General features: G+C 56.1%; 24 protein-coding genes, 1 tRNA gene and 1 pseudogene. 16 read left to right on the top strand and 10 right to left on the bottom strand.

The window, feature by feature from the left end; all coding sequences use genetic code 11:
• Positions 1-60: 60 nt before the first annotated feature.
• The 7 genes from LKD23_RS04850 to LKD23_RS04820 form a co-directional block, all read right to left on the bottom strand.
• Positions 61-822, bottom strand: coding sequence for a M48 family metallopeptidase (locus tag LKD23_RS04850; RefSeq protein ID WP_227620669.1), 762 nt, complete (start codon positions 820-822; stop codon positions 61-63).
• A complete protein-coding gene (locus tag LKD23_RS04845) occupies positions 819-3,926 on the bottom strand; it encodes a type I restriction endonuclease subunit R (RefSeq protein WP_227620668.1) in 3,108 nt (1,035 codons plus the stop codon). Before LKD23_RS04845 ends, LKD23_RS04850 begins: the two co-directional genes overlap by 4 nt.
• 164 nt (positions 3,927-4,090) lie before the next feature.
• A complete protein-coding gene (locus LKD23_RS04840; RefSeq protein ID WP_227620667.1) occupies positions 4,091-4,735 on the bottom strand; it encodes a hypothetical protein in 645 nt (214 codons plus the stop codon).
• Position 4,736: 1 nt separating this feature from the next.
• Positions 4,737-5,930 (bottom strand): restriction endonuclease subunit S, encoded by a 1,194-nt coding sequence (locus LKD23_RS04835; protein WP_227620666.1) that lies wholly within the window; start codon positions 5,928-5,930, stop codon positions 4,737-4,739.
• Entirely contained in the window at positions 5,930-6,622 is a 693-nt protein-coding gene (locus LKD23_RS04830; RefSeq protein WP_227620665.1) for a DUF4145 domain-containing protein, read from the bottom strand. The genes LKD23_RS04835 and LKD23_RS04830 overlap by 1 nt, the downstream gene beginning before the upstream one ends.
• Before the next feature lie 21 nt (positions 6,623-6,643).
• Positions 6,644-8,191 carry a type I restriction-modification system subunit M gene (locus LKD23_RS04825; protein WP_227620664.1) on the bottom strand — a complete coding sequence of 516 codons (1,548 nt, stop codon included), beginning with the start codon at positions 8,189-8,191 and terminating at the stop codon, positions 6,644-6,646.
• A 5-nt stretch (positions 8,192-8,196) separates the two neighbouring features.
• Positions 8,197-8,784 (bottom strand): restriction endonuclease subunit S, encoded by a 588-nt coding sequence (locus tag LKD23_RS04820; protein ID WP_227620663.1) that lies wholly within the window; start codon positions 8,782-8,784, stop codon positions 8,197-8,199.
• A gap of 251 nt (positions 8,785-9,035) precedes the next feature.
• Here LKD23_RS04820 and LKD23_RS04815 point away from each other — a divergent pair, with 251 nt between their 5' ends.
• The 3 genes and pseudogenes from LKD23_RS04815 to LKD23_RS04805 all read left to right on the top strand — a co-directional run bounded on the left by LKD23_RS04815 (position 9,036) and on the right by LKD23_RS04805 (position 10,846).
• The gene (locus tag LKD23_RS04815; RefSeq protein WP_227620662.1) at positions 9,036-9,275 is read left to right on the top strand and encodes a hypothetical protein; all 240 of its coding nucleotides are present in this window, start codon (positions 9,036-9,038) and stop codon (positions 9,273-9,275) included.
• Positions 9,254-9,445, top strand: a pseudogene (locus LKD23_RS04810) (helix-turn-helix domain-containing protein); the annotation flags it as partial. The gene LKD23_RS04815 and the pseudogene LKD23_RS04810, both read left to right, overlap by 22 nt.
• Positions 9,446-9,460: 15 nt before the next feature.
• Positions 9,461-10,846, top strand: a complete 1,386-nt coding sequence (locus tag LKD23_RS04805) for a site-specific integrase (protein ID WP_227620661.1) — start codon at positions 9,461-9,463, stop codon at positions 10,844-10,846.
• Positions 10,847-10,998: 152 nt separating this feature from the next.
• Here the strand turns inward: LKD23_RS04805 and LKD23_RS04800 are convergent.
• Positions 10,999-11,074: transfer RNA gene (locus LKD23_RS04800), tRNA-Lys, on the bottom strand.
• A gap of 259 nt (positions 11,075-11,333) precedes the next feature.
• Between LKD23_RS04800 and LKD23_RS04795 the strand changes: the two genes are divergently transcribed.
• The 13 genes from LKD23_RS04795 to LKD23_RS04735 all read left to right on the top strand — a co-directional run bounded on the left by LKD23_RS04795 (position 11,334) and on the right by LKD23_RS04735 (position 24,554).
• Positions 11,334-12,560, top strand: a complete 1,227-nt coding sequence (locus LKD23_RS04795) for a DUF3048 domain-containing protein (protein WP_227620660.1) — start codon at positions 11,334-11,336, stop codon at positions 12,558-12,560.
• A 21-nt stretch (positions 12,561-12,581) separates the two neighbouring features.
• Positions 12,582-13,679, top strand: a complete 1,098-nt coding sequence (locus tag LKD23_RS04790; RefSeq protein ID WP_227620659.1) for a DUF3048 domain-containing protein — start codon at positions 12,582-12,584, stop codon at positions 13,677-13,679.
• A 190-nt stretch (positions 13,680-13,869) separates the two neighbouring features.
• The gene (trxA, locus tag LKD23_RS04785) at positions 13,870-14,178 is read left to right on the top strand and encodes a thioredoxin (RefSeq protein ID WP_227620658.1); all 309 of its coding nucleotides are present in this window, start codon (positions 13,870-13,872) and stop codon (positions 14,176-14,178) included.
• A gap of 288 nt (positions 14,179-14,466) precedes the next feature.
• Positions 14,467-16,065 carry an ATP phosphoribosyltransferase gene (gene hisG / locus LKD23_RS04780; RefSeq protein WP_227620657.1) on the top strand — a complete coding sequence of 533 codons (1,599 nt, stop codon included), beginning with the start codon at positions 14,467-14,469 and terminating at the stop codon, positions 16,063-16,065.
• A complete protein-coding gene (gene hisD, locus LKD23_RS04775) occupies positions 16,062-17,339 on the top strand; it encodes a histidinol dehydrogenase (RefSeq protein WP_227620656.1) in 1,278 nt (425 codons plus the stop codon). The genes hisG and hisD overlap by 4 nt, the downstream gene beginning before the upstream one ends.
• A gap of 149 nt (positions 17,340-17,488) precedes the next feature.
• Positions 17,489-18,550 (top strand): histidinol-phosphate transaminase, encoded by a 1,062-nt coding sequence (hisC, locus tag LKD23_RS04770; protein WP_227620655.1) that lies wholly within the window; start codon positions 17,489-17,491, stop codon positions 18,548-18,550.
• A gap of 3 nt (positions 18,551-18,553) precedes the next feature.
• On the top strand, positions 18,554-19,144 hold the full coding sequence (hisB, locus tag LKD23_RS04765) for an imidazoleglycerol-phosphate dehydratase HisB (protein ID WP_227620654.1): 591 nt from the start codon (positions 18,554-18,556) through the stop codon (positions 19,142-19,144).
• Positions 19,141-19,749, top strand: coding sequence for an imidazole glycerol phosphate synthase subunit HisH (hisH, locus tag LKD23_RS04760; RefSeq protein WP_227620653.1), 609 nt, complete (start codon positions 19,141-19,143; stop codon positions 19,747-19,749). The genes hisB and hisH overlap by 4 nt, the downstream gene beginning before the upstream one ends.
• A gap of 238 nt (positions 19,750-19,987) precedes the next feature.
• Positions 19,988-20,707, top strand: a complete 720-nt coding sequence (hisA, locus tag LKD23_RS04755) for a 1-(5-phosphoribosyl)-5-[(5-phosphoribosylamino)methylideneamino]imidazole-4-carboxamide isomerase (protein WP_227620652.1) — start codon at positions 19,988-19,990, stop codon at positions 20,705-20,707.
• Positions 20,708-20,718: 11 nt separating this feature from the next.
• Positions 20,719-21,474, top strand: a complete 756-nt coding sequence (gene hisF, locus LKD23_RS04750; RefSeq protein WP_227620651.1) for an imidazole glycerol phosphate synthase subunit HisF — start codon at positions 20,719-20,721, stop codon at positions 21,472-21,474.
• 66 nt (positions 21,475-21,540) lie between these two features.
• Positions 21,541-22,176 carry a bifunctional phosphoribosyl-AMP cyclohydrolase/phosphoribosyl-ATP diphosphatase HisIE gene (gene hisIE / locus LKD23_RS04745; protein ID WP_227620650.1) on the top strand — a complete coding sequence of 212 codons (636 nt, stop codon included), beginning with the start codon at positions 21,541-21,543 and terminating at the stop codon, positions 22,174-22,176.
• Positions 22,177-22,182: 6 nt separating this feature from the next.
• Positions 22,183-23,007, top strand: a complete 825-nt coding sequence (locus tag LKD23_RS04740) for a histidinol-phosphatase HisJ family protein (RefSeq protein WP_227620649.1) — start codon at positions 22,183-22,185, stop codon at positions 23,005-23,007.
• 173 nt (positions 23,008-23,180) lie between these two features.
• The gene (locus LKD23_RS04735) at positions 23,181-24,554 is read left to right on the top strand and encodes an MATE family efflux transporter (protein WP_227620648.1); all 1,374 of its coding nucleotides are present in this window, start codon (positions 23,181-23,183) and stop codon (positions 24,552-24,554) included.
• 82 nt (positions 24,555-24,636) lie between these two features.
• On the opposite strand, the gene LKD23_RS04730 is transcribed toward LKD23_RS04735, so the two are convergent.
• Both LKD23_RS04730 and LKD23_RS04725 read right to left on the bottom strand, forming a co-directional pair.
• Complete coding sequence (locus LKD23_RS04730; protein WP_227620647.1) at positions 24,637-25,584, bottom strand: transketolase family protein; 948 nt, start codon at positions 25,582-25,584, stop codon at positions 24,637-24,639.
• 1 nt (position 25,585) lies between these two features.
• Positions 25,586-26,437, bottom strand: coding sequence for a transketolase (locus LKD23_RS04725; RefSeq protein WP_227620646.1), 852 nt, complete (start codon positions 26,435-26,437; stop codon positions 25,586-25,588).
• Between the last annotated feature and the right edge of the window lie 400 nt (positions 26,438-26,837).

Genomic DNA, 26,837 nt, shown 5'->3' with positions numbered 1-26,837 from the left:
CGCAAAATGGTCTTTGTATATACGAAGACACTGCTTGCGGGTCTGCTGGTCATATACCCTTCAGCTCTCACCACCACAAAATGTTTCATATTTTTGACTCCATTCAAACTGTGCATTTTTGTCTAACAGTTTTTTGCGTTGCTGCCAATCGGGCATGAGTGTTGTCAGGATCGCATAAAAATCCTTCGAGTGGTTTGGGTACAGAAAATGACAAAACTCGTGCAATACTACATATTCAATGCAACTGACGGGCATTTCGAGCAAGTGCCGGTTCAATGTAATGATAGCTTTCTGTGGAAGACAAGATCCCCAGCGAGTATCCATCGATCGAATATGGATTCGTGGAAATGGCACATCATATTTTCGAAATATTGGATAAAGCTGATCCACCGTCTGCTGAAATATTTCGCGACACATCTTATTCAGATAACAGTCAACAAGACGCTTTTTTTGTTCCTGATCTTCTGTGTCTTTTACGGTAAGATAGAGATAAACGCCATCGGAACGTATATCGTCTTTTTTTCCTTGCTCTACCTGCAGACGCAGACTGCGCCCCAAAACGGAAAAGCTTTCCCCACTGATGTAATGTCGAGGCTGCGGTGCATACTGTTGGAATTCTCGAAAATGCTGCTGTGCCTCAGCAATGTAACGGCTACGTCGTTTCACGAATTGCGTAACAACACTTTCCGGAACATCTTTCGGAGCAGAAATATAAACAGAGGCATCTGTCCGAATCCGAAGGTTGATATTGCGTACATTTTTTCGTTCCAGCTGATAGCAGATACACCCATGCTCCGTCTCAACTTCACAAAACTGTATCATGCAAACCTCCGCAACGCAACTGTTTTAACATTCTCAATAATCATGTCGATCACATCAAAAGAAAGTACCAGGCCCCTTTCTTTTTGGTAGCGGTAAAACAGATCATCAATATCCTGTGAGATTCGATCATGAATCGTCAGGTTATGGGTCCAGTCCACCTGGCTATGCTTTTCGATGATTGTCGTAATATCCAGTGCCATCTCGGCGGCAAAATCAGGCTCCACTGACAATTTTTCATTGGAGAAAATCGCGGTCAGTACACCATAGAACGCCTGTGCATGGACATTGGCTCGGATACGATCCGGGTATGCGATAGCGCTTTTTCCCGTGCGGTAATCCTCCAGAATATCCCGCATCTTGGCCAGATATTCTGCCTCCGTTATCGTCCGGGCTTTATACAGCTCAAGCGCTTCCTTGATGCGCTTGGAAAAATTTTCATAGTATGCTGGGTTCTCCTGATACTTCGTATTGATACTCTTGGCGAGCCGTGTGCGAATCGCATCAGCTTTGGCACGCAGTGAGCCTAACTCGTTTAATTCCTTTTCAAACGCATCTCTGTCCAGAATGTCTACCGGCTCGGTGATTCGCTTCAGACCCTCTACTGAAAGGTGTACGTCCAGCAAGTTTTGCATCAGAGGTTCGTATTCCCGATTGTCGATTGAATCCCCATAACGAGGTTTCACGCTGCGCCGTACCGCAGAGAAAAAGCCAAATGCTTTGATATATTTTTCCCGCTCTTCCACTGCCAGCGCCTCATAGGCTTTTTCAGAATTCAGAACAAGATTCAAGGAGCGACCAAAGTTACACAGCCGTTTGTAAAACTCTCCCCGCTTCGAACTGTCCGCCAAGAAAACCTCTACCGCCTCTGCATCGGTTCCGGCAAGTGTCAGACCGGGAACAGCCGAAAACAACTCCATCAGTACGGAATAATCGCTGCGTACCGTTCCAATCGCAGAGAGCACATCTACCACAACGCCTTTCAGATCATGCCCGTCAAAGTTTTCCAGCCCGGCACCACTGTAAAGTTCCATTGCCTCATCCAATTTTTTGATCAGGCTCCGGTAATCCACGATCATTCCATAGCTTTTGCCCTCACACAGGCGATTTGTGCGGGCAATGGCCTGAAGCAAACCGTGCTCCTTAAGTTCTTTGTCCAAGTAAAGCACTTGGCAGAGCGGCTCATCAAAGCCGGTAAGCCATTTGCTGCACACGATCACAAGATCCAGTTCTCCGGCATGATACTGTGCCTTGATTGCTTCTTCATAATCATCGGCACTGCCATAGCGCTGCATCATCCGATTCCAGTAGGCAACTACCTTGTCGTCTGCTCCTTCATCTGCATCATCCACGCTCTCGCGCAGATCCGGGGCCGAGATCACGACAGCGCAGTTCAGATCGCCAAATTGCTCAAAGCATTCCAGATACCGAACGGCATCCCGCTTGTAATTGGTGGCGACCATTCCCTTGAAGCCTGTATTTTTATAGGTTTGGCAAAAGTCCTCGTTGATGTCCAAAGCGATCCGTTTGATGCGTGCATCCGTAGAGGTCAGTCGTCGGATGCTGCTCCATTTCCGGGCGAGATCATCCCTCTGTGATTCCGTCAGACGTTTTGTCGTTTGCTGAAACCATAGGTCGATGTTCTTTTCGTCAACTTTCTGTTCCACAAAGCGGCCTTCATAGATCAGTGGAACAATTGCACCATCGGCTACACCGTCCTGAATCGTATACTTGTGAATCAGTCCGCCAAACTTTTTCAAGGTGTTCTTCTCGCTCTTCATCAAGGGCGTTCCTGTAAAACCGATATAGCAGGCGTTTGGAAAAACCGTCCGCATTTTATGTGACATTTTGCCGTAATTGGAGCGGTGGCTTTCGTCCACAAGAACAAAGATGTCCCGAGATTTGTTGCAACCGTCCAGCCGTTCGGCAGTGCTGAATTTGTTGATGATGCTGGTGACGATGTCCACCCGCTCATCCGTAACCAATCCCAGCAGATGCCGCCCGTTGGTAGCACGCGCAGGGCGAAGCCGCGTGTGCGCGAATGTCGCCGTGATTTGCTTATCCAGCTCTTTTCGGTCGGTGACGATCACTACGCGTGGATGGTCTGCCTGCAGCTCCAGCAGCAAATATTTCGCCACCATCACCATGGTCAGACTTTTTCCGCTGCCCTGTGTATGCCAGATCACACCGCCGCGCCGATTTCCTTTTTCATCCCGCTGCTTGACTGTGTGCAGAATTTCCTTTACCGCAAAATATTGCTGATATCGGCAGATCTTTTTCACATTGTAGTCAAACAGCACGAAATACTTTGTCAGTTCCAACAAACGGACCGGTGTAAACAGGGAAACAATATCTTTATCCTGCACCGTTGGTGTCCGATTCGGGATCAGCTGAGCCATTTTCCGGTTCAGGAAATCTGCATCCTGCTCTTTCCAGATGCTCCAGAATTTTTTCGGCGTTCCCGTTGTCGCATAGCGTACCTCGTTTTTATTGGTCGCCATTACGATCTGCGCAAACGCATAAAGCTGGGGGATATAGTGAGACTGCTGGTTACGGCAGGTTTGCTCAATGGCCTGTTCCACCGGGATATCCGGAGCCTTGCACTCAATCACCGCAAACGGAATTCCATTGACAAACAGCACGATGTCCGGGCGGGCATCATGCTGTCCATCGGCGCTTTCCACCGCAAATTCTTCCGTGACATGGTAAAGGTTCTGCGTCGGGTCCTCCCAGTCAATGTACTTCAAGTTGAAGTTCAGCAGCCGCCCTTCGCCTACAGTTTCGGGATAGCTTTTGCCCAGCATAAGCGCATCATAGATTTTCTCGCTGGTGCGCACAAGGCCGTCCGTCAGCGGTATTTCCAGATCATCCATGGCGTGCTCAATGTTGACTGCAGAAAATTCATTTTCCACACCGCCGTAGGTATAGCGGTTCAGTTTCCGCAGCTGACCGCGCAGCACATCCCGCAACAGCACCCGGTAGCCACTTCCGCGCTGCTGACGGCATTCTTCCGGGGAGAGATATGTATACCCCATGGCCTGCAGCAGTTCCAGCGCAGGCTTTTTGCTGATGTTAGCTTCGGAGTAAATGGATTTATCGAGGTTCATGGTGACCTCCATCAGAATTTAATCTTTCTTGAAAATCGGCGGTTTGTACTCGGGATTCGGGTTAGGCGTTGTCGGCGGGGTTCCCTTGTCTTTTGGAGGGGTGGAAGGACGTCTGCTTTTAATGGTATAGTTTTCCGACATCGGTCTCTTTTCATACATTGTTTTTATTCTCCTTTATTATAATCTGCAATTTCTATTGTAAATTCATTGATATTACGTGCAAGATACACTTTTTTCATCGAATAACTCTCACTTCCATCTGAATTCCAAACGGTAACATTGCTCAACAATATTTCGTGAATATCTTGTTTATCAGAATATTCTTGCACACAGCCATAAAAAACGTGCTTTGTAATCAAATCTCTATAAATAATCCACGGTTGTGCTAGAAACAAATTATCCCAAACTTCTGTATTACCTGAGCGAGAGGTTATATTTAGTTTTTCTGCTATGAAGAAAATAATGTTTTCACTATCCACTTTTGCCAAAGCAAACGCAAAGGGAAAGCCAACAATGAGTGCAGCTATTAAATTTTCTTGTGGAATCGTAGTCCCGGGATGATTTATAATCTCGGTAATCGACATTGCCCCCCAGCCCGTCTTGATGCAAATCAATTCGAGTACGGCATTTATCACCATAATTAATAAGTTCCCGAACATATAATCTACAATCGAACACCCGAATGCACGAATAACGGTTGAAATACTTTCCGTTTCCTTTCGATTGACAAGAATGGAGTATACGGTCCATGAGATAAATCCTGGAACAAGAAAAAACGCCAATTTTATAAAATATTCCGTTAAATCCACTTCATTTCACCCTCACTTTTCCCGTCAATAACAACTGCATCAGTGCCTTTTTCTTCTGCTTTTCAGCCTCGATGGATTCTTGGAGCAGGTTGATTTCATGGTCAGCAGTGCTTAAAATTTCAACAATAAAATTTTGTTCAATTCTCGACTCTGGAATTAACATCTTGGCGCTCATAATCGCCTTCTTATCTCCACGAGGCATTTTGCTTCCTTTAGCGGTCGTCATTACATTAAAAAAGAAGTTATCGTTTGCAATTAAATAATATAAAAATTCGCTGGAAATACCGATGGGTTTAAAAACGAGGACATCTGTGCTACATAAACCATCTTTGTTTGCCCTCCAAACTTTTTTAAGATAGGGACGGATATTTCCAACTAAAATATCTCCTGCATTAAAGCCAACTCCAGAGATTTCGATGTTTGATTCATCAAATAAAACCTTTCCGCTTAAGTTTGGACTAATATTTTCGGTACTGACATAATTATATTTCTGACCATCGATATGCTTATTTATCAGGCAAGATATGTCACTGAGATGAATGGCTTTGAATGATTTCTCTTTGTTTTTTGGCATAAGCAGTTGCTGCATCAGATACTTTTTCTGCTGCTGTTTTAGAGCAAGGAGCTTTTCTTTCAGCTCAATCACTTTGTCCTGTGTGGAGAGGATGGCAGCAATTTTTTTGCGTTCCTGTAAAGAAGGTAGAGGAAAGGCGAATTTCAAGAATTTAGAGAAATGTACCCGTTGCTTTTCTATAAGTGAGCCGGTCGAGACCTTATTGTAGTAGCTGATTATCGGAGCAAAGGTCAAAAAATTTTCCATGAACACTGAATCACTTTCGTGAACTGAAGAAAAAACATCATAATATCCAGAAACAGCCACAGGGGAAGAGCCTTTATATCGTGCAATCGCACCAAAACGAACGTTCATTGGATTGTACACAAAATCATTTGGACGAACCACTTTGTAAAGATTTTTCTTCTTCACAAGATGACTACGTTCATAACGTTCCGTTTTCGCAGTAACACCATCTTCAATTGTTAAGCTATATAATGGAAAACGATCCAAATCGTTTGTATATTCGATAAAGCTCACAAACAGTTCAGAAAAAGGTGTTTTTTCCCAGTCAATAGGAACACTTCCTAGCGGTCCGTTTTTATATGCCTGCGAAACTTGTTCATCTTCAGATAGCAACATTATTCTGTACCCCGCTTTCTTTGGTCTTGCTTTTCATCTGAAATATCACAAATTTCCGCATACAGTAACTCTTCATCATGCCGTGCAATATACCATTTTTCAATTAGCAGTTCAATCAATCGGTTCAATTTCTGTGCTTCATTTGCATCAACTTCAACAATACGGTCAACGTCCTGTTCCATATGGGCACCAATATTACCGATCTTGCGTAATCCATCAATCGCATTCCACTGAGACGTTGGAACTTTATTCTTTAATGTCGTAATTTCAGCATTAAGATTTTTTTCATGAATATTCCAAAAATCATGAAGCATTCCTTGTAAGCAACGGCGCAAAAGTGTCGCCGCCGCTTTAGGACTTTTATCTAAAATCATATTGGCTTCTTCGTAATCATTACGAATTTGCTGAGGAATATAACTCGGGTAGTGCTTGTGTACATACTGAGGAACGATACTTATTACGGTGTCTGTGAATCTGCCTTTTCCTATCACTGTTACTTTTTCGCAAGCATTATTATTGCATTTAAAACAGTAAAATTTAAACTCCGCATCTCGTGCGACAGTCGGAACATTATCATTGCTCCAAGTACTGTAATATCCTACATCCTCCGAAGAGTGTGACGACCAATACACCTGCTCCCTTCCACAAAAAGGGCAGGTATAAGTATGTTTCAAAAAGTCAACTTCAACCATTGTTCGGATCTCCTAACTTGTTTACAGTCCCAGCTCGTCCAGATACTTTTTCATCTGCTCCTGTACCTGTGCCAGTTCAACTTCGATATCCGCAATATTTTTCTTCACCGCCTGAATATCTACAGGAACTTCCTCTTCAAAAGTATCCACATAGCGGGGAATGTTCAGATTGTAGTCGTTCTCCCGGATTTCATCCAGCGTTGCACGATAGCTGTATTTCGGTGTGGTTTCACGCTTTTTGTAGGTATCCACAATTTTCTGGATGTCCGTGTCCCGCAGAAGGTTCTGGTTTTTGCCCTTTTCGAAGTTGCCCTCTGCGGAAGCGTCGATGAACAGAACATTATCGACACCGCAGCTAATGCGATCCTTGCGGAACACCAGAATGCAGGCCGGAATACCCGTGCCATAAAACAGGTTGGCAGGCAGACCGATCACAGCATCCAGAAGGTTGTGTTCAACAATCTGGCGGCGAATTTTGCCTTCGCTCGCACCGCGGAACAGTACACCGTGGGGCAGCACGACAGCCATTCGGCCATGACTGTGGTCAAGGCTGTTGAGCATATGCAGAACAAAAGCATAATCACCCTTGGAAGATGGCGGAACGCCCCAATCAAAGCGCCCCCATGGGTCCAGAGAAGCGTTCATTTTTTCCGGCTTTTTTCCCTTGGCATCCAGAACCGCATTGGAAAGGAAGCCGCTGTCCCATTTGTCCAAACTGAATGGCGGGTTTGCCACAATACACTGGAACAGCATCAGATTATCGTTTTCGACGTTCTGCGGATTGCTCAGGGTATCGCCCTGCCAGATGCGGGCATCGTCTACCTCGTGTAGGAACATATTCATCTTGCACAGAGCCCATGTCTGTGCGTTTAATTCCTGACCGTAAACTGCCACTTTTCCGTCCGGCACGCGCTTGCATGCCTTGAGCAGGAGACCACCGCTGCCGCAGGTCGGGTCATAGATACGGTCATTTTCCTGCGGATCTACCAATGCCGCTGCCAGTTCGGAGACCTTGCTCGGCGTAAAGAACTCTCCGCCCTTCTTGCCGGCGTCCGAAGCAAAGTTGCCGATCATATATTCGTAGGCGTCACCGATAATGTCAGAACCGTCCAGCGCAGAAGAACGCAGGTCAAGTCCGTGGAAGTCTTCCAGCAGGTTGCAGAGGGTCGCATTTTTTGCCTTGATGTCTGTACCAAAGTCCACATTGGAGTTGAAATCGATGGAGCGAAACACGTTCCGAAGCTTGCTGTTGTTATGATCTTCAATAGAAGCCAGTGCCGTGTTGATCTTCAGCCCGATTTCGGAATCATGGCGATTTTTATAAAGGTACCCAAACGTAGATGTAGCGTCCAGCTTGAAACGCTCCCGGCTCATGGCACGCTCGACACGGCGTTCATCACCGTCGTATTGCTCCCGGTATTGCTCTCGCTTTTCCTCCGAAACGTCGCTCAGATATTTTACGAACAGCATGGAAAGAATGTAGTCCTTATAACGGGAACTGTCAATTTTACCGCGAAAGCTGTCGCAGGCGTTCCAAAGAACGCGTTCGATTTCCGATTTTGTCGTCATAGTCGTTATCCTTTCCTCTGTGCGTGATTCATTTGTTCCAGCATCGCTTCATAGCAGCTTCGCTTTTCAACTTCCAACTTACGCAGAAGGCGTAGTTCCTGCTGTGCCAGCAAGCGAAGCTCTTCCATCTGGCGTTGTATTTCCGGCGAGGGCAGTTGAAGCTCCAAGCGGCAAAAATATCTTGCGTTTACTGAGCTGATCATACTTTTTGTGGTATTTTGATAGATCTGCCTTTTTGCTTTCGGCGTGTTCAGATACCAATAAAGATATCCCGGCATAAGCTCTGTTCCCCGAATGCGAATTACCACAAAATTCGACGTGATTACCAAGTTGCGTGTGGTGTCGTCAATCAAAACTGCTGTGTAGGGGGCAGTCAAGCGCACTACAATGTCATTTGGCTGCGTCAGATAGTCCATGGACAATGGTTCTTTCGCAAAATACGGCTCCAATTCAGCAGGATCAATCTCACCTTCCGCTTTTACCGCCCGTAGACTAAGCTGGTGGTATCGTATCGCCTGCGGGGAGTCAGCTCTTGCCTGTTTTCGAGAAAGGACAAGTCCGCTACGGATATCTGCAATTTCTCCAAGATTCATTTCACACCTCAGTTGTCACGTGCAATAAAGAACAAAAGCTTTTGAAAAAGAAAGCCAGAGCGGATTTCACTCTGTCATTGGGCTAAGTATACTCTGCTTTGATTATCAATGTCAAGTGCTTTTTACAAATTCGTTTGTCATAATTTAAAATAACATCATTTTGGGCTTATCAAATTTCACCGTTTCCCTGATCTGACCCACATGACACTATAGCATCGTAGAATCAGGTCGGATTTTTATTTTGCATCATTGTGTGGAACAAAACCATTCTGGACGGGCATAACCGCTACAACATCCTGCGGAAGCATTCGTTTATCGAATATGAGATCAAGGAAATGGAGTTTTCCAGCCGTCAGGAAGCTTTAATCTGGATTTGCAATCATCAGCTTGGGCGGCGCAACCTGACACCGGAGCGCAGAAAGTATCTGATCGGAAAGCGGTATGAGACGGAAAAACAGGTCACTCAAACCAATCTCCGACTGACAGCCTGAAAGCCACAACACTGGTGTACACAGTGGAGGAAATTGCACAGATGCTGTCCATCAGCCTGCGCTCTGCCTACAATCTGTGCAACAGCACTACCGAATTTCGTGTTCTTCGGGTCGGCGGAAGCATCCGCATCCCGAAAGACAGCTTCGATGCGTGGCTCCGGGCAGCTTGAAAAAGGAGATAACGTATGGCATATATTACGAAACGCGGCAGCTCCTATGGTGTCCGCTATACTTACCAAGATGAGCAGGGTAAAAGCTGCAACAAATGGGAAAGTTTTTCCACGAAAGAGGAGGCAATAAACCGCAAAAAACAAATCGAACACGAACTTGCAAACGGAACATTTCTGATTCCGTCCACCGTCACCGTCAAAGAGTTTTTGATGGAGTGGCTTCCCAAGCAGTGCAACAAGCACAAGTGGGCACCCTGCACCTATCAATCCAATCTGGGAACGGTCCAGAACCTCATTATTCCGTACATCGGCGATATGCAGATGCAAAAGCTCAAACCCTACCATCTGGAAGACCTGTATGCCACTCTCAGCAAAACGCCCTGCGGCCAGTATTATGAGGGCAAAAAGCAGGTGCTTTCGGGCAAGCAGAAACAGCGTTTGCTTTCTGGCACAACCATCCATGAGGTGCATCGCCTGCTGCGGACAGCGTTCCAATATGCGGTGGAATGGGGCATCCTCATCAAAAGCCCTGTTCCGGTGGACAGCCCCAAAAAGTCGATTCAAGAGCGCGCCATCTGGGATGCAGATGAGATGTGGGCCGCACTTGCCAGCATGGAAGACCCGATTCTGCATCTGGCAGTCCATCTTACGCTGGTGGGTGCATTGCGAGAGGGCGAAGTCGCTGGCCTGACCCCGGAAGATCTTGATTTTGAGGGAGCAGACGGTACAGGCACGTTCCGCATCAACAAGTGTATGCAGCGCGTCCAGAAGGCATCGCTGGCAAAAACAGGCAAGGACTGCATCTTGCAGGAATTTGAGGATAAGCGTGAGGGCAGCACCACAATGCTGGTGCTCAAAAAGACCAAAACAGCATCTTCCAACCGAACCATCTTCATGACAGCCGTGTTGAAAGAAGAACTGAAACACTGGCTAAAGCGTTTGGAAATGGACGAAGCCGTTGACCCGGAACGCTACCGCAACAGCGGGATGCTCCTGCGTCTGCCCAACGGTCTGGCGGTAGAACCGATCCTCATCCGCAAGAAGTTCATCAAGTGGCAGGACGAGCACCCGGAATTCACCCGCATCGTGTTCCACGGCCTGCGGCATTCCAGTGCGACCTACCAACTGATGATCTCCGGCGGCGATGTGAAAGCGGTACAGGGCACAACAGGTCACGCCAGTGCCAATCTGCTGGTCAACACCTATGCACACATCCAGCAGGATTCCCGTAAAAAGCTGGGTAAAAAGTTCGAGGAAGGCTTCTACAAGCCGGGAGCAACACTTGTGCAGGCTGCTCCGGTTGAAGCAGAGCCGACTATCTCCGTGTCGGCACTTTTGGAGCTTCTGAAGGACGCAGACCCTGCCGTAAAAGCGCAGCTCCGCTTGGCTTTGCTGACCTGAATTGCAAAAAATAGCACGAATTGCAGAGCAATTCACAGACTTACTCCATCTGACACGAAAAATGCGGACCGTGCAAAAACCGTGCAGAGACCGTGCAAATGGCGTATAAAAAGAAAATCCCACGAGGAATCTTGCGATTCTTCGTGGGATTTTGGTGCGCTCGAGGGAACTCGAATCCCTGGCCCTCTGATTAAAAGTCAGATGCTCTACCGGCTGAGCTACGAGCGCATATTTTCAGTTTTGCATATATTGCCGAATAATAATACCACAACCGCGCCCAAAAAGCAAGAGGGAAGTGCAAAAAAGTGGCCTGTGCACCGCCCACAGCGGAACCGTCCGCTTTCTTTTATGAGAAAGACTCCGGGGCAGCCCTGTGCTCTGGCGGCAACTCCCTCTTTACAAATGGGGCGCAAACCAGTACAATCAAAACAGAACGCACTGCCCGGCCCGTATGCGGCGGGGCTTTTTGATAGGAGGCTGTTTTATTATGAAGATCTCTCGTCGGTCCGTCCTTCATGTTTCCGGTCTGGCAGCGGCAGCGCTGGCTCTGACCGGCTGCTCTGCGTCCGGCAGCGCCGCGCTGGGCGGCAGACTGCCCGGCCTGCTCAAAGGCCTGCTGGGGAAAGGCGAAGCGGCCGCCTCGTCGGCCCCGTCCGAGGCATCCAGCGAGATGGCCGCCTCCTCGCTGCCTGAGGTCGAACAGCCGGAACCCGGCCCCTCCGCCCTGCCCGACTACGACGCCGACCTTCTCACCGGCATCGAGCGCAGCACCAACAGCCGCCCGGTGGCCGTGATGGTGAATAACATCGCCAACTCCCAGCGTCAGAACGCCCGCCCCCAGCGGGGCATCGGCAGCGCCGACCTGCTCATCGAGGCGAAGGTCGAGGGCGGCATCACCCGCCTGTGTGCCGTGTTCAGCGACGCTGACAGCATCCCCGAGGTCGGCCCCATCCGCTCGGGCCGCGACCAGTTCCTCCAGCTGCTCATGCCGTGGAATATCCTCTATTACCACGACGGCGAGAGCATCTTCTGCACCCAGTTCGTCAATGTGTACGGCTACTCCGGGCTGAACATCGGCGGCAAGAGCTACTTCAACACCCCCACCCACCCCATCGTCTCTCATCGAAACAACCGCGGCCGGGACGTTGCCTACGAGCACACCGAGTTCACCTCCGGCAATGAGATCTGCAAAGCCGCCTCTGATGCCAAGATCAGCCTCTACGCTCCCAGCGAGGGCACCATCTTCCACTTCGCCGACTACCGCACCGACGAGGTGAACAAGCTCCCGGGCGAGCCTTCCGCCAAGAAGCTCACCATCCTGCATTCCGAGAGCTACCGCACCTCGTTCAGCTATTCCGCGTTCAGCCACACCTATGCGATGCAGATGTACAATTCCTCCAAGAAAACCACCGAGAACACCGTCGATGAGCTGACCGGCGCTCAGCTCACCTTCGAGAACGTCGTGGTCTGCTTCGCCGACATGGACGCCTACGCAGGTGACTCCCACGATGTGCAGGAGGTCCGGTACATTCAGGGCGGAAAGGCCTATCTCTTCACCCGCGGCGGCGTGCAGGTGGGCCGCTGGGAAAAGACCTATCCCACCAACCCCCTCAAGCTCTACACCAAGTCCGGCGAGGAAATGACCCTCAACCGCGGCAAGACCTATTTCGCGCTGGTGGACGAGGACGAGCGAAGCAATTTCAGCTACCAGTAACGCTCCATGAGGGACACGATGATGAAACGCATTCGAACCGCGCTCTGCCTCATTTTAGCTGCTGCGCTGCTGGCAGGCTGCGCCTTTCTGCCCAGCGAGAGCGAACCGGAGGCCTTGGCGCCTGCCGACCCCCTCACCGGCCATCCGCTGGAATGGCCGGGCCAGCGCCCGGTGGCCGTGACCATCGAGAACAGCACCGCCTCCGCCACCCAGTGGGGCATCTCCTCCGCGTCGGTGGTGCTGGAGGCCCTCACAGAAGCCGGGATGGCCACCGAGCTTTGCCTCGTCTATCCGGCGCTGGCCGCCACCCCCAAGGTCGGGCCGGTGGCTGCCGGGCAGGACATCTACTGGCGGCTGTTGGTGGGTCAGCAGCCGCTTCCCGTGCAGCGGGGCGGGGGACAGTTCGACCAGAATTATCTGGACTACTACTCCATCCGCGCCGTGGACGCGCTGGAAGCCGGACGCACCGCGTTCGACTGTGGCAGCGAGTGGAGCAATGCGCCGCTGTGGTACACCAGCGGCAGCGCCGTCTCCAAGGTGCTGGATGCGCTGAGCATCTCCGCCGTCCTGACCGAGTCCCGGGTGACGAGCGCTGCATCTGCGGCTGCCGCCAGCGCCTCTTCCGGGTCAGACGCCGTACTGACCGTTCCGGCGCTTCTGCCACAGGAAGAGGACGGCAAGCTGCCCGATGCCACCGCGCCGGACGCCGTGAACGTCCGGGTCTGCTTTGACGACAACAACGCCACCGGCTTCGCCTATGACCCGGACAGCGGCCTTTACCGGATGCTCCACGCCGACGGCACGCCCCAGCTCGACGCCAACAACGGCCAGCAGGCCGGATTCGACAATCTGCTGGTGCTGTTCAGCGCCTCCGCGCTGCGGGACGACGGCAGGACCTACGACTTCGACCTGAGCATGGGCGGCGGCGTCTGGCTCAACGGCGGGCATCTGTGGACCATCACATGGACACAGGGGCAGGACAACACCCTGCTGTTCTACGACGCCGACGGCCGCACCATGAACATCAAAGCGGGCACGAGCTATATCGCCCTCGTCACCAGCGTGACCGGGCAGGAGCTGACCGTCACGAATTCCAGCGGGGAAGAGATCCTCGGATGAACAAAAGGACTGCTGCGTCGCCGGCAAGAATGCCCTGAAGGGCATCTGAGCCTGAGACCATCTTTTCCGAAGCCCGGCGCAGGAAGCCTCCTGTGCCGGGCTTTTTGTGATTCGGTCACGGAAAAACGCCGTGCTTTGGGGTATACTGTCCCTGTCAGATGAAAAAATACTCTTTCAGGAGGCAGTAAATATGGCAGTCATCACCATCACGAAAGAAAACTTCGACACCGAGGTGCTCCGGAGCGCCCAGCCCGTCCTGCTGGACTTCTGGGCCAGCTGGTGCGGCCCCTGCCGGATGCTCAGCCCCATCGTGGACGAGGTGGCCGAGGAGCGCACCGACGTCAAGGTGGGCAAGGTGAACGTGGACGAGCAGCCCGAGCTGGCGGCTGAGTTCGGCGTCATGAGCATCCCCACCCTGCTGCTGTTCGAGAACGGCAAGCTGACCCGTCAGGCCGTCGGTGCCCGCCCCAAGAGCGGCGTGCTGGAGCTGCTGGGCTGAGAAAAAGGAACTGCGGGGAGCCGCTGCACAGGAAAACGCTGTGCAGCGGCTCCTTTTTTGCGCTCCCATCATCTCAAAGCGGGCTTTCGTGAAATGATTTCGCCTTTCTGTACAAACGCACAGAAAAATCGTATCATAAAATTGAAAACACGGTCACTTTCACACTTTACAGCTTTACCTTGATAAAGTAAAATAGTCTTACATCAAGGGGCGTCGAGCGTCCCCGGAACGCGGCGGGGCACAGAGGGCCGGCGCAGTCAGGTGTCCGGCAGAAATGAGGAAAAGGGTATGAAATTTGACATCTCCTGCTTGCAGCCGAAGGAGCAGGCCTCCTTTGCGCTGCGGGCGCTGTACGAAGCGGCGGGCTGCCGCAAATATCACATGGGCCGCTTCGAGGAGTACGGGCTGTATCAGGAGAACCGCAGCTTTCTTTCGTCGGAGCAGGTCATCACCTTCACCGATCTGGACGGGCGGCTGCTGGCCCTCAAGCCGGACGTGACCCTCTCCATCGCCAAGACGGCACAGCCCGCACCGGGCGAGACGCTGCGCTACTACTACCACGAAAACGTCTACCGCCCCTCGGCAGAAAGCCACACTTTTCAGGAGATCGGCCAGATGGGCCTTGAGCTGCTGGGCGAGGTGGGCGAAACGCAGGTGCGGCAGGCCGTGTCGCTGGCGGCCCAGTCGCTCGCCCAGCTGGGAAAGCCGTGGGTGCTGGAAGTGAGCCACATGGGCTATCTGTTCGGCCTGCTGGACGCGCTGGGCGTACCCGAGGCCTCCCGCGCAGCCCTGCTGGCCAAGCTGCGGGCCAAGAACCTCCACGAGCTGCGGGCGGCGGCCTCTGCCGCCGGGCTGGACGAGGCAGGCGCAGAGGCGCTGGCCGGGCTGATGCAGCTCTGCGGCCGCTGCGAAGAGGTGCTGCCCCGGGTGGAAGCGGCCTGCCGGAACCAGCGGATGCGGGCCGCCGCCGCTGAGCTGAACGCCATCGCCGCCGAGCTGAACGGTGCGGACGGAAGCATCCGTCTGGACATGACGCTGGCCGGTGAGATGGAGTACTACAACGGCCTCGTCTTTCAGGGCTATCTGGAGTCCCTCCCCCGTCCGGTGCTCAAAGGCGGGCGGTACGACCTGCTGATGCAGAAATTCACCCCGGGGGCGGGGGCCATCGGCTTCGCAGTCTACCTCGACGAGCTGGACCGCCTGAGCGCCCCGCTGCCGCCGGTGCAGAAGCAGCCCACGGAAAAGCCCATGCTGAACGTGGCCCTGCCAAAGGGCCGTCTGGGCGATAAGGTCTATGACCTTCTGGCAGGCATCGGCTACGGCTGTCCCGAGGACTACAACGCCACCCGAAAGCTGGTGGTGGAGAACCCGGCGGCAGGCATCCGCTATTTTCTCGTCAAGCCCAGCGATGTGGCCATCTACGTCGAGCACGGCGCAGCGGATGTGGGCATCGTGGGCAAGGACATCCTGACCGAGGCCTCCGCCGATGTCTACGAGCTGCTGGACACCGGCCTCGGCAGGTGCCGGATGTGCGTCGCCGCCCCGGCCGACTATCAGGACGACCCCAGCCGCCCGGTGCGGGTGGCCACCAAATTCGTCAACATCGCCAAGAGCTACTATGCATCCATCGGGCGGGACATCGACATCATCAAGCTCAACGGCTCCATCGAGCTGGCCCCCATTCTGGGCCTGTCGGACGTCATCGTGGACATCGTGGAGACGGGCACCACCCTGCGGGAGAACGGCCTGCGGGTGGTGACGGAGTTCATGCCCATCTCGGCCCGCTTCATCGCCAATAAGGCCAGCTACCAGTTCAAGCACCGGGAGATGGACGAGATGCTGGAAAAGCTGCGCGCCGCCCTTGCCGCAAAGGAGGAGAAAAAATGATAAAGCTGTACAACTTCGACGAGCTGAAGCCCGAAGAGATCCTGAACCGCGACATCCGCGCGGAGAAAAACGTAGAGGATGTGGTGGACGGCATCATCGCCGACGTCCGCGCCCGGGGCGACGAGGCCCTGAAGGAATACGCCCTCAAGTTCGACGGGGCAAAGCTCGAGAGCCTCCAAGTGACGCAGGAGGAGATCGAAGAGGCCTTTGCAGGGATGGACGGCTATTTCCTCGAGACGCTGCGGGAGGCCGCAGCCAACATCGAGGCCTTCCACCGCCAGCAGGTGCACAAGAACTTTGTGATGAACGATAAGCCCGGCATCGTGCTGGGCCAGAAATACACCCCCATCGAGAAGGCAGGCGTCTACGTCCCCGGCGGCACAGCGGCCTATCCTTCCACCGTCCTGATGGACGTCATCCCGGCCAAGGTGGCGGGCGTTTCGGAGATCGTGATGACGACTCCCGCAGGGAAGGACGGCAAGGTGAACCCCGTCATCCTCGCCGCCGCGGCCACCGCAGGCGTGACGAAAATTTTCAAGACCGGCGGCGCACAGGCCGTGGCTGCGCTGGCCTACGGCACCCAGACCATCCCGGCCGTCGATAAGATCGTCGGCCCGGGCAACATCTACGTCGCCACCGCCAAGCGGAAGGTCTTCGGCAAGGTGGGCATCGACATGATCGCCGGACCCAGCGAAATTCTGGTGCTGGCCGACGGCGGCTGTGACCCCGCATGGGTCGCCGCCGACCTTCTGAGTCAGGCCGAGCACGACAAGCTGGCAAGCCCCGTCCTCGTCACCGACAGCGCCGACCTTGCCAAGGCCGTGCAGGCCGAGCTGGAAGTACAGATCCCCCAGCTGCCCCGCGCCGCCATCGCCCGGGCCAGCGTGGACGACAACGGCAAGATCATCGTCTGCTCTGACCTGCGCAAGGCCATCGAGGCCTGCAACATCATCGCACCGGAGCACCTCGAGGTCTGCATCGACGACCCCTTCAGCGTGCTGAACGAGATCAAAAACGCGGGCAGCATCTTCCTCGGGCGGAACGTCCCCGAGGCGCTGGGGGACTACTTCGCCGGCCCGAACCACACCCTGCCCACCAGCGGCACGGCCCGCTTCTCCAGCCCCTTGGGCGTGGACGACTTCGTCAAGAAGTCCAGCTTCCTCTATTACACCCGGGAGGCACTGGAAAAGGCCGCACCCCGCATCGCTGACTTCGCCGAGCGGGAGGGCCTGCACGCCCACGCCCGCAGTGTGACCATACGATATGATAAATGACAGGCGGCTTGCCCTCTCAGGCGCTTCGCGCCAGCTCCCCCAAAGGGGGAGCCAAAAGCCTCTCCCTTTGGGAGAGGTGGCATTGCGTAAGCAATGACGGAGAGGGCAAGGCCGTTGACCATAAAACCGAACACTGAAAGGAACTTGCTATGAGCCGTTTTCTTTCTCCCACGCTGGAAGCTGTCACCCCCTACACCCCGGGGGAGCAGCCGCAGGACCAGCAGTACATCAAGCTGAACACCAACGAAAGCCCCTACCGCCCCTCTCCGGCGGTGGTGGCGGCGGTGAGCGAGGCCGAGGTGGAAAAGCTCCGCCTCTACTCCGACCCCGCCTGTGCCGAGCTGCTGCGGACGGCAGCGGCCCACTTCAATTTGCAGCCCGACCAGATCATGCCCGGCAACGGCAGCGACGAGAACCTCTTCTTCGCCCTGCGGGCCTTCTGCGACGAGGCGCATCCGCTGGCCTATGCAGACATCACCTACGGCTGCTACGGCGTCTGGTGCGGCCTGATGCACATTCCCAGCCACATCATCCCTCTGAAGGATGACTTCACCCTCGACCCAGCCGACTATTACGGCCTGAACGAGACCATCGTTATCGCCAACCCCAACGCCCCCACCGGTCTGGCCCTGCCCCGCAGCGCCATCGAGGGCATCCTGAAGGCGAACCCCGACAACGTGGTCATCGTGGACGAGGCCTATGTGGACTTCGGCGGCGAGAGCTGTATCCCCCTCATCGACCAGTACGAAAATCTGCTGGTCATCCAGACCTTCTCGAAGTCCCGTCAGCTGGCCGGTGCCCGTCTGGGCCTTGCGATGGGCAATGCAAAGCTCATCGCCGACCTCAACCGGGTCAAATTCAGCCTCAACCCCTACAACATCAACCGCCTGACCCTGAAGGCCGGCAAGGCCGCGCTGGAGGATACGGCCTATTTCGAAAAGACCTGTGCCGCCATCGTCGAAACCCGCAGCTGGACGAAGCAGCAGCTGGAAGCGCGGGGTTTCACCGTGCTGGACAGCCGGACCAACTTCCTCTTCGCCTCCACCGGGAAAAAGGGCGGCGGCGAGCTGTATCGGAAGCTGAAGGAAAAGGGGGTGCTGGTGCGCCATTTCGACGCGCCCCGCATCACCGACTGGCTGCGGATCACCATCGGCACGCCGGAGGATATGGAAGCCCTGCTGCGGGCGCTGGATGAAATTTTGGAGGGCTGAGCCATGCGGGAAGTGACCATAGAGCGGAACACGAACGAGACACAGATCGAGCTGACCCTGAACCTCGACGGCGCAGGCCGGTATCAGGTGGACACCGGGTGCGGCTTTCTGAATCATATGCTGGAGCTGTTCGCCCGGCATGGCCGGTTCGATCTGGTGCTCACCTGCCACGGCGATGTGGAAGTGGACTATCACCACACCACCGAGGATGTGGGCATCGCGCTGGGGCAGGCCTTTGCCGAGGCACTGGGCGATATGCGGGGCATCCACCGGTACGGCAGCTTCTACCTGCCGATGGACGAGGCCCTCATCCTCTGCGCTGTGGACATCTCGGGCCGCTGCACCCTGAACTGGGACATCCGCTGTCAGACCGAGAAGGTGGGCGACTTCGACGTGGAGTGCGCCAAGGAATTCTGGCTGGGCTTTGCCCGCAGCGTGCCCGCCACCGTCCACTTCGTCCAGTTCGCGGGCGAGAACACCCACCACATCTTAGAGGCGGCCTTCAAGGGCGCCGGCCGTGCGCTGGCCGACGCCGTCCGCATCGACGCCGCCCACCGGGATGAGATCCCTTCTACGAAAGGACTGCTGGTATGATCTGCATCATCGACTACGGCGTGGGCAACCTGTTCAGCCTGAAGTCCAGTCTGGCCCATCTGGGGCTGGACGCAGCGGTCAGCGCCGACCCCGCCGACATCCGTGCCGCCGACCGGCTCATCCTGCCGGGGGTGGGGGCCTTCGGGGACGCCATGGCAAAGCTCGAGGCCACCGGCCTTGTGCCGGTCATCAAGGAGGAAGCGGAGAAAAAGCACCTCCTTGGCATCTGCCTCGGGATGCAGCTGCTGTTTGAAAAGAGCTTCGAATACGGCGAGCACACGGGCCTCGGCTTTGTGACGGGGCAGGTCTGCCCGCTGGCCCCTGACCTCGGCGATAAGACCCTGAAAGTGCCTCAGATCGGCTGGAACGCCGTCCACATCCTGCACGACGACCCGATTTTCAAGTACGTCCGGGACGGCGAGTATTTCTACTACGTCCACAGCTACTACGGCAAGAACTGCGCCGCCAACACGCTGGCCGTCAGCGACTATTCCCTCCCCGTCACCGGTGTGGTGAAGGCGGGCCGGGTGTACGGCACTCAGTTCCACCCGGAAAAGAGCGGCGACGCGGGACTGCGGCTGCTGCGGGCGTTCAGTGAGTTGTAAAAACAACCTCTCAGTCTCGCTGTCGCTCGACAAGGTCGGGTTGCGGCTCCCAGCATCCGCTTCGTGCTTTGATAAGCACTCGCGTCTTGCTGGCCGCGGCCCCAACAATGATTCCCTGTTTCCGCCACTGGCGGCGGTTATCATTGTTGCTCCCAAAGGGAGAGGCTTTTGGCTCCCCCTTTGGGGGAGCTGTCACCGAAGGTGACTGAGAGGGCAAGCCCGCTAAAGGAGAAACGAAATGCAATTATTCCCAGCCATTGACCTGCGGGGCGGAAACGTCGTGCGCCTGACGCAGGGCGACTACGATAAAATGACCGTCTACGGCGAAGACCCCTGCGCACAGGCGCGGGCCTTTCTGGACGCCGGGGCCAAGAACCTCCATGTCGTCGATCTGGACGGCGCGAAGGACGGCACCCTTTCCAACTACGACACCATCGCCGCGCTGGCCAAGCAGGGTGGCATATACATCGAGGTGGGCGGCGGCATCCGCACCGAGGAGCGCATCGAACGATACCTCTCCCTCGGGGTGGGCCGGTGCATCCTCGGCAGCGTGGCCGTGACGGACTTCGATTTCACGGCCCGGATGCTGAAAAAATACGGCAACAAGATCGCCGTGGGCGTAGACGCCAAGGACGGCTATGTGGCCATCCACGGCTGGAAGGAGGTCAGCGCCGAGCCGGGCGTGGCCTTCTGCCAGCGTCTGGCCGAGGCGGGCTGCAAGGCCATCATCTACACCGACATCGCCTGCGATGGCGCGATGCAGGGCACCAACCTCGCCCTCTACCGTCAGCTTGCAAGGGAAGTGCCCGGCGTCGCCATCACGGCCAGCGGCGGCATCTCCTCGGAGCAGGAGCTGCTGGAGCTGGAAGAGATGGGCACCGCCGCCGCCATCCTCGGCAAGAGCCTGTATACCGGCGCACTGGACCTCAGACGCTGCGTTGCGCTGGTGCAGAAGTAAGGAGCTAGACCATGATCACAAAACGCATCATTCCCTGTCTGGACGTCCGCAGCGGGCGGGTCGTCAAGGGCACGAACTTCGAGGGCATCAAGGACGTGGCCGACCCGGTGGAGATGGCCCGGATGTACAACGCGGCCGGCGCGGACGAGCTGGTGTTCTACGACATCACGGCCAGCGCCGAGGGCCGCTCCCTCTTCACCGACATCCTTACCCGGGTGGCCAGCGAGATCTTCATCCCCCTCACCGTGGGCGGCGGCGTCAACACGCTGGACGACTTCGACCGGGTGCTCAAGTGCGGGGCCGATAAGGTCAGCGTCAACTCGGGCGCGCTGAAGGACCCCGCCCTCATCCCAGCGGCGGCGAAGCGCTACGGCGACCAGTGCGTCGTCCTCTCCGCCGACGTCAAACGGGTGGGCGGGCAGTTCCGCGTCTTTGCCAAGGGCGGGCGCGAAGATACCGGCCGGGATGCACTGGAATGGATCAAGTGGTGCGTGGACAACGGCGCGGGCGAGGTCTGCCTCAACAGCATCGACACCGACGGCGTGCGCAACGGCTTCGACCTTGAGATGCTGGACGCCGTGGCGGCCCGGGTGAACGTGCCCATCATCGCCAGCGGCGGCGCGGGCAAAAAGGAAGATTTCCTCGAGCTGTTCCGCCACAAGGGCATCGACGCGGGCCTCGCGGCGGGCATCTTCCACCAGAAACTGCTCACCATCCGGGCACTAAAGGAGTACTTAAACGAAAATGGTGTGGAAATGCGGCTGTAAATGCTTGCGTTTGCCCGCCGAATACGCTAAACTATAGCTGTCCCCCTGCGGGGAAGGAGAAACATTATGGATCTGAAGTTTGACGAAAAGGGTCTCATCCCTGCCATCGTGCAGGACCACTACACCAAAGAGGTGCTGACCCTCGCCTACATGAACGCCGAGACGCTGGCGCTGACCATCGCGGAGGGGCGGACGGTGTTCTGGAGCCGCAGCCGTCAGGAGATCTGGCGCAAGGGCGAGACCAGCGGCAACGTCCAGCGGGTGGTGTCCATCACCGCCGACTGTGACGCCGATGCGCTGGTGGTGGAGGTCGTCAAGAGCGGCCCTGCCTGCCACACCGGTGCCGAGAGCTGCTTCTTCAACGAAGTGTATGTTTCCCCCGAGCTGAAGCAGTTCAGCTGGCAGGGGCTGTATGACCTCATCAAGGGCCGCAAGACCAGCCCCAAGGAGGGCAGCTACACCACCTACCTCTTCGAGAAGGGCAAGGAAAAGATCCTCAAAAAGGTGGGCGAGGAGTGCACCGAGGTCATCATCGCGGGCGAAAAGGAAGACAAGGCCGAGACGGTCTACGAGATCAGCGATCTGGCATACCATGTGCTGGTGCTGATGGTGCAGGCCGGCATCACGGTGGAGGACGTCACCCGCGAGCTGGAAAAACGCCACGTTATCGACCACAAGGTCAAACAGGAAAGGATGCAGTGATTCACTATGGCAGATTACAAGAAGTCCAGTGTCCATTGTCACTCGACGATGTGTGATGGCAAAAACACCTTACAGGAGATGGCCTCCGCCGCGTGTGCGCAGGGGCTGACCACACTGGGCTTCACGGGCCATAGCTACACCCAGCGTGACCGTGAATACTGCATGAGTCCCAGCCGCACGGCCCAGTACAAGGCCACCATCGCCAAGCTCAAGACCGAGTACAAGGGCAAGGTGGACATCCTCTGCGGCATCGAGTGGGACCTGCTGAGCGAGGACAAGCGCACCGGCTACGATTACTGGATCGGCTCGGCGCACCACCTTTACGGCAAGAACACCGGCAAGTATTACGAGATCGATTTCCGCCCGCAGGACCTGCACGACTGCATCTACGACGACTTCGACGGCGACCCGCTGGCCGCTGTGGAGGCCTACTTTGCCGAGGTGGAGAAGGTGGCGGCCATGGGTCCCGACATCCTCGCCCACATCGACCTCATCAAGAAGCTGAACGCCGACGGCGAGTTCTTCGATGAGGAGGCTCCCCGCTACAAAGCCGCAGCTCTCAAGGCACTGGCTGTGGCCAAAGAGCACGGCTGTCGGCTGGAAGTGAACACCGGCGGCGTCTACCGCGGCTACCGCAAGGACTTCTACCCCGGCGCATGGATGCTGGGCGAGTGGCAGAAGATGGGCGGCCGGGTCATCATCACCTCCGACGCCCACGACATCGGCAGCCTGACCTTCGGCTTCGACGAGGCCGCAGCTGCCATCAAGGCCGCAGGCTTCTCCAGCGTGGACGTGCTGACGGCCAACGGCTTCGAGACGCAGGAGCTGTAACCCCTGAATTTTGCAGCAAGGCTGCCGTGCAGTTTATCTGTGCGGCGGCCTTGTTTTCTGGTAAACGGCCTGCGCCCTCTCAGGCGCTCACGCGCCAACTCCCCCAAAGGGGGAGCTGGCACCGAAGGTGACGGAGAGGGCAAGCCGCCTAAAGTTATGAAGGAGAACCGCCTATGACCCGATCCCCCGCAAAAAAATCGCTCTTCAGCCAGAGCGTGGACCTGATGAACGGCCCCATCTTCCAGAGCCTCGTCATCTTCATGCTCCCCATTCTGGTGTCGAGCCTCTTCCAGCAGCTCTACAACACCGTGGACACCATGATCGTGGGCAATGTGCTGGGTGACACCGCCCTTGCTGCCATCGGGGCCTGCGGGGCCATCTACGAGCTTCTGGTCGGCTTCGGCATCGGCATCGGTAACGGTCTTGCCATCGTCGCAGCGCGCTCCTACGGGGCCGGAGACGACGAGCAGCTCAAGCAGACCGTTGCAGGCTCCATCGTCATCGGACTCATCGCGTCGGCGGTCATCACGCTGGCGGGCGCGATGGGCCTGCACCCGCTGCTGGAGCTGCTGGACACCCCGGTCGAGATCCTTGAGGACGCCTACCGCTATATCATCATCATCGACTACGGCGTCTTCATCATGTTCGCTTACAACCTCTGTGCCGGTCTGCTGCGAGCCATCGGCAACAGCTTCATGCCGCTGGTCTTCCTCATCCTCTCGTCGGTGCTCAACGTCATCCTCGACCTCTGGTTCATCGCCGTGCTGGGCATGGGGGTGGCCGGTGCGGGCGTGGCCACGGTCATCTCGCAGGGCGTGTCGGTGGTGCTCTGCATCCTGTACGTCTTCCGCAGTGCCCGGCTGCTCCTGCCCGAGAAAAAGCACTTTCATGTGGGCAGCCGCCTCTACTGGGAGCTGTTCAGCCAGAGCATCTCGATGGGCCTTATGAGCAGCATCGTCTCGGCAGGCTCGGTGGTGCTGCAATACGGCATCAACGGGCTGGGCACGCTGGTCATCGCGGGCCACACCGCCGCCCGGAAGCTCTTTTCCTTCACGGATATGCCCCTGACGGCGATGGCCTCCGCCTGCTCGACATTCGTATCCCAGAACTACGGTGCGAACCACCCCGACCGCGTCCGGCGCGGGATGCGAGACCTCATCCTCTACAGCATCGTGGTGGCCGCCGCCATCACGGTGCTGATGAGCGTGGGCGCAGAATGGATGGTCCGGCTGGTGTCCGGCTCTTCTGAGCCGGTGGTGCTGGAAAACGGCGCACGGTATCTGATCTGGAACGCCCCCTTCTACGCCGTGCTGGGCGTCCTGCTGGCGAGCCGGTATGCACTGCAGAGCATGGGCGAAAAAGTACTGCCCCTCCTGTCCAGCGTCATCGAATTTCTGGGCAAGATCGTCTTTGTCATGGTGTTCATCCCCCGCTTCGCGTACAACGCAGTCATCCTCTGTGAGCCGGTCATCTGGTGCTTCATGACCGCCGAGCTGATGACGGTCTATCTGCACAATCCGTTCGTCTTTCCGAAGAAGAAGAAATAAAGCATCCTCGCATAAAAAATGAGACAGGCAGCCCCTTTCCGGGGAAACCTGTCTCTTTTTTCTTATGCAGGAAACGCCTGGCTTATCGGCCCAGCATCTCCTTTGCGGTCTTGCAGATGGTGGCAGCGTCCAGACCATACTCGCGCAGCAGATCCCATGCAGGGCCGGAGCAGCCGAACTTGTCCTGCACGCCCACGCGGCGGACGGGGGTGGGCAGCTTCTCGCTCAGAAGCGAGCAGACGGCCTCGCCCAGACCGCCGATGACGTTGTGCTCCTCGGCGGTGACGATCTTGCCGCACTCCTTGGCTGCCTTGAGGATGATGTCCTCATCCAGAGGCTTGATGGTGTGGATGTTGAGGACGCGGGCGTGGATGCCCTCGGCGGCCAGCGTCTCGGCGGCCTTGCGGGCCTCGTTGACCATCAGGCCGGTGGCCACGATGGCGATGTCATTGCCCTCGGTGAGCTGCTCGCCCTTGCCGATCTCGAAGTGGTAGTTGGCCTCGTCATGGAACACAGGGACGGCCAGACGACCGAAGCGGAGGTAGACCGGCCCCTGCATCTCGTAGGCAGCGCGGACAGCAGCCCGGGCCTCCACATCGTCAGCGGGGCAGATGATGGTCATGCCGGGCAGGCTGCGCATGAGGGCGAAGTCCTCGCAGCACTGGTGGGAAGCGCCGTCCTCACCGACGGAGATTCCGCCGTGGGTGGCGCCGATCTTGACGTTCAGGCGGGGATAGGCCACGGAGTTGCGGATCTGCTCAAAGGCACGGCCCGCAGCGAACATGGCGAAGCTGGACACGAAGGGGACATAGCCCATGGTGGACAGGCCGGCGGCGACGCCCATCATGTTGGCCTCGGCGATGCCGCAGTCGAAGTGGCGGCTCGGGTAAGCCTTGCGGAACATCCCGGTCTTGGTGGCGGCGGCGAGGTCGGCGTCCAGCACCACCAGATCATCATGGCCCTCAGCGGCCAGTGCTTTCAGAGTATTGCCGTAGCTCTCGCGGGTCGCGATCATTTTCACATCTGCCATCTTACTTGTCCTCCTGTTCCAGCGCGGCGTAGGCTGCGTTCAGCTCCTGCATGGCCACAGCGTACTCTTCGTCGTTGGGGCCTTTGCCGTGCCAATCCACAGAGTTGGTCATAAAGGAGACGCCGGTGCCCTTGACGGTGTCCAGAATGATGCAGGTGGGCTTGTCGTTCTCAGCGTGGAACGCCTTGACAGCCGCCTCGATCTGGTCGTAGTCGTGGCCGTTGATGGTCAGGACGTTGAAGTTGAAAGCCTTCAGCTTCTCTTCCAGCGGGGCGCTGTTCATGACCGTCTCGGTAGTGCCGTCGATCTGGAGATGGTTGCGGTCCAGCATGACGCAAAGGTTGGAGAGCTTATAGTGGGCGGCAAACATGAACGCCTCCCAGCACTCGCCCTCTTCCACCTCGCCATCGCCAAGGATGGTGTAGACATTGACCGGCTTTGCGCTGATCTTTGCGCCCAGAGCCATGCCGCAGGCGGCGGACACACCCTGACCCAGACTGCCGGTGGACATATCCACGCCCGGCGTCTCATTCATGTTGGGGTGGCCCTGCAGGTAGCTGCCGATCTTGCGCAGGGTCTTGAGGTCTTCCACCGGGAAGAACCCGCGCTCGGCCAGCGCAGCGTAGAGCGCCGGGGCGGCGTGGCCCTTGGACAGCACCAGACGGTCGCGGTCCGGCTTTTTCGGAGCCTTGGGGTCAACATTCATATCCACGAAATAGAGGTAAGACAGCACCTCGGCGATGTCCAGACTGCCGCCCGGATGGCCGCACTTGGCGCTGTGAGTTCCCTCGATCACGCCCATGCGGATGTGGCAGGCGTGCTTGGCAAGGGTGAGCTTTTCTGCATTTGTCATGATGGTCCTCCCGTATGAACCTCAGAATTTGCAAGGTAACAGCCGCGCAAGGTGCAGCTCCCGCCGCCTCATTGCGCTATAATTCAAGTTTATATTATCTATTCTGCGCAAAAAGGTCAAGCTTCTTCCAGCAAAATGTACACACGCGGTCAAAAACTGCTCCAAACGCTTTCTTTTTTGGTCAATTTGCAGCCTGTCCGGGGACGGTCTTGACAAATCCTGCGGCACTCTGCTATAATTTTCACGATCTCCGGCAGGAAGCCGGGCCTGCGGGCCGAAGCCCGCCGCACGCTTATTTTCCGCCGTACTTTTTGCAACAGACGCCATGAAGGGGTCTGCCTTTGGGATGCATTGCCAAGGGCAGGCCCCTTTTTCTGTCCCGGTGCGGCCTGCAAGGAGG

The organism is Faecalibacterium butyricigenerans (genome assembly GCF_020687345.1).
In the GTDB taxonomy this organism is placed as follows: domain Bacteria; phylum Bacillota; class Clostridia; order Oscillospirales; family Ruminococcaceae; genus Faecalibacterium; species Faecalibacterium butyricigenerans.
The sequence above is the reverse complement of the archived record's forward strand: the minus strand, read 5'-3'. Positions and strand labels throughout refer to the sequence as shown.

Bases quoted from the DNA above. Each gene is read 5' to 3' on its own strand.
- LKD23_RS04820 (WP_227620663.1), bottom strand. From the start codon at position 8,784: ATGAATCTTGGAGAAATTGCAGATATCCGTAGCGGACTTGTCCTTTCT.
- hisF (WP_227620651.1), top strand. From the start codon at position 20,719: ATGATCACAAAACGCATCATTCCCTGTCTGGACGTCCGCAGCGGGCGG.
- hisH (WP_227620653.1), top strand. From the start codon at position 19,141: ATGATCTGCATCATCGACTACGGCGTGGGCAACCTGTTCAGCCTGAAG.
- hisA (WP_227620652.1), top strand. From the start codon at position 19,988: ATGCAATTATTCCCAGCCATTGACCTGCGGGGCGGAAACGTCGTGCGC.
- LKD23_RS04850 (WP_227620669.1), bottom strand. From the start codon at position 822: ATGATACAGTTTTGTGAAGTTGAGACGGAGCATGGGTGTATCTGCTAT.
- LKD23_RS04805 (WP_227620661.1), top strand. From the start codon at position 9,461: ATGGCATATATTACGAAACGCGGCAGCTCCTATGGTGTCCGCTATACT.
- LKD23_RS04830 (WP_227620665.1), bottom strand. From the start codon at position 6,622: ATGGTTGAAGTTGACTTTTTGAAACATACTTATACCTGCCCTTTTTGT.
- hisIE (WP_227620650.1), top strand. From the start codon at position 21,541: ATGGATCTGAAGTTTGACGAAAAGGGTCTCATCCCTGCCATCGTGCAG.
- hisC (WP_227620655.1), top strand. From the start codon at position 17,489: ATGAGCCGTTTTCTTTCTCCCACGCTGGAAGCTGTCACCCCCTACACC.
- LKD23_RS04795 (WP_227620660.1), top strand. From the start codon at position 11,334: ATGAAGATCTCTCGTCGGTCCGTCCTTCATGTTTCCGGTCTGGCAGCG.
- LKD23_RS04725 (WP_227620646.1), bottom strand. From the start codon at position 26,437: ATGACAAATGCAGAAAAGCTCACCCTTGCCAAGCACGCCTGCCACATC.
- LKD23_RS04740 (WP_227620649.1), top strand. From the start codon at position 22,183: ATGGCAGATTACAAGAAGTCCAGTGTCCATTGTCACTCGACGATGTGT.
- LKD23_RS04825 (WP_227620664.1), bottom strand. From the start codon at position 8,191: ATGACGACAAAATCGGAAATCGAACGCGTTCTTTGGAACGCCTGCGAC.
- LKD23_RS04845 (WP_227620668.1), bottom strand. From the start codon at position 3,926: ATGAACCTCGATAAATCCATTTACTCCGAAGCTAACATCAGCAAAAAG.
- LKD23_RS04790 (WP_227620659.1), top strand. From the start codon at position 12,582: ATGAAACGCATTCGAACCGCGCTCTGCCTCATTTTAGCTGCTGCGCTG.
- LKD23_RS04735 (WP_227620648.1), top strand. From the start codon at position 23,181: ATGACCCGATCCCCCGCAAAAAAATCGCTCTTCAGCCAGAGCGTGGAC.
- hisB (WP_227620654.1), top strand. From the start codon at position 18,554: ATGCGGGAAGTGACCATAGAGCGGAACACGAACGAGACACAGATCGAG.
- hisD (WP_227620656.1), top strand. From the start codon at position 16,062: ATGATAAAGCTGTACAACTTCGACGAGCTGAAGCCCGAAGAGATCCTG.
- LKD23_RS04835 (WP_227620666.1), bottom strand. From the start codon at position 5,930: ATGTTGCTATCTGAAGATGAACAAGTTTCGCAGGCATATAAAAACGGA.
- trxA (WP_227620658.1), top strand. From the start codon at position 13,870: ATGGCAGTCATCACCATCACGAAAGAAAACTTCGACACCGAGGTGCTC.
- LKD23_RS04730 (WP_227620647.1), bottom strand. From the start codon at position 25,584: ATGGCAGATGTGAAAATGATCGCGACCCGCGAGAGCTACGGCAATACT.
- hisG (WP_227620657.1), top strand. From the start codon at position 14,467: ATGAAATTTGACATCTCCTGCTTGCAGCCGAAGGAGCAGGCCTCCTTT.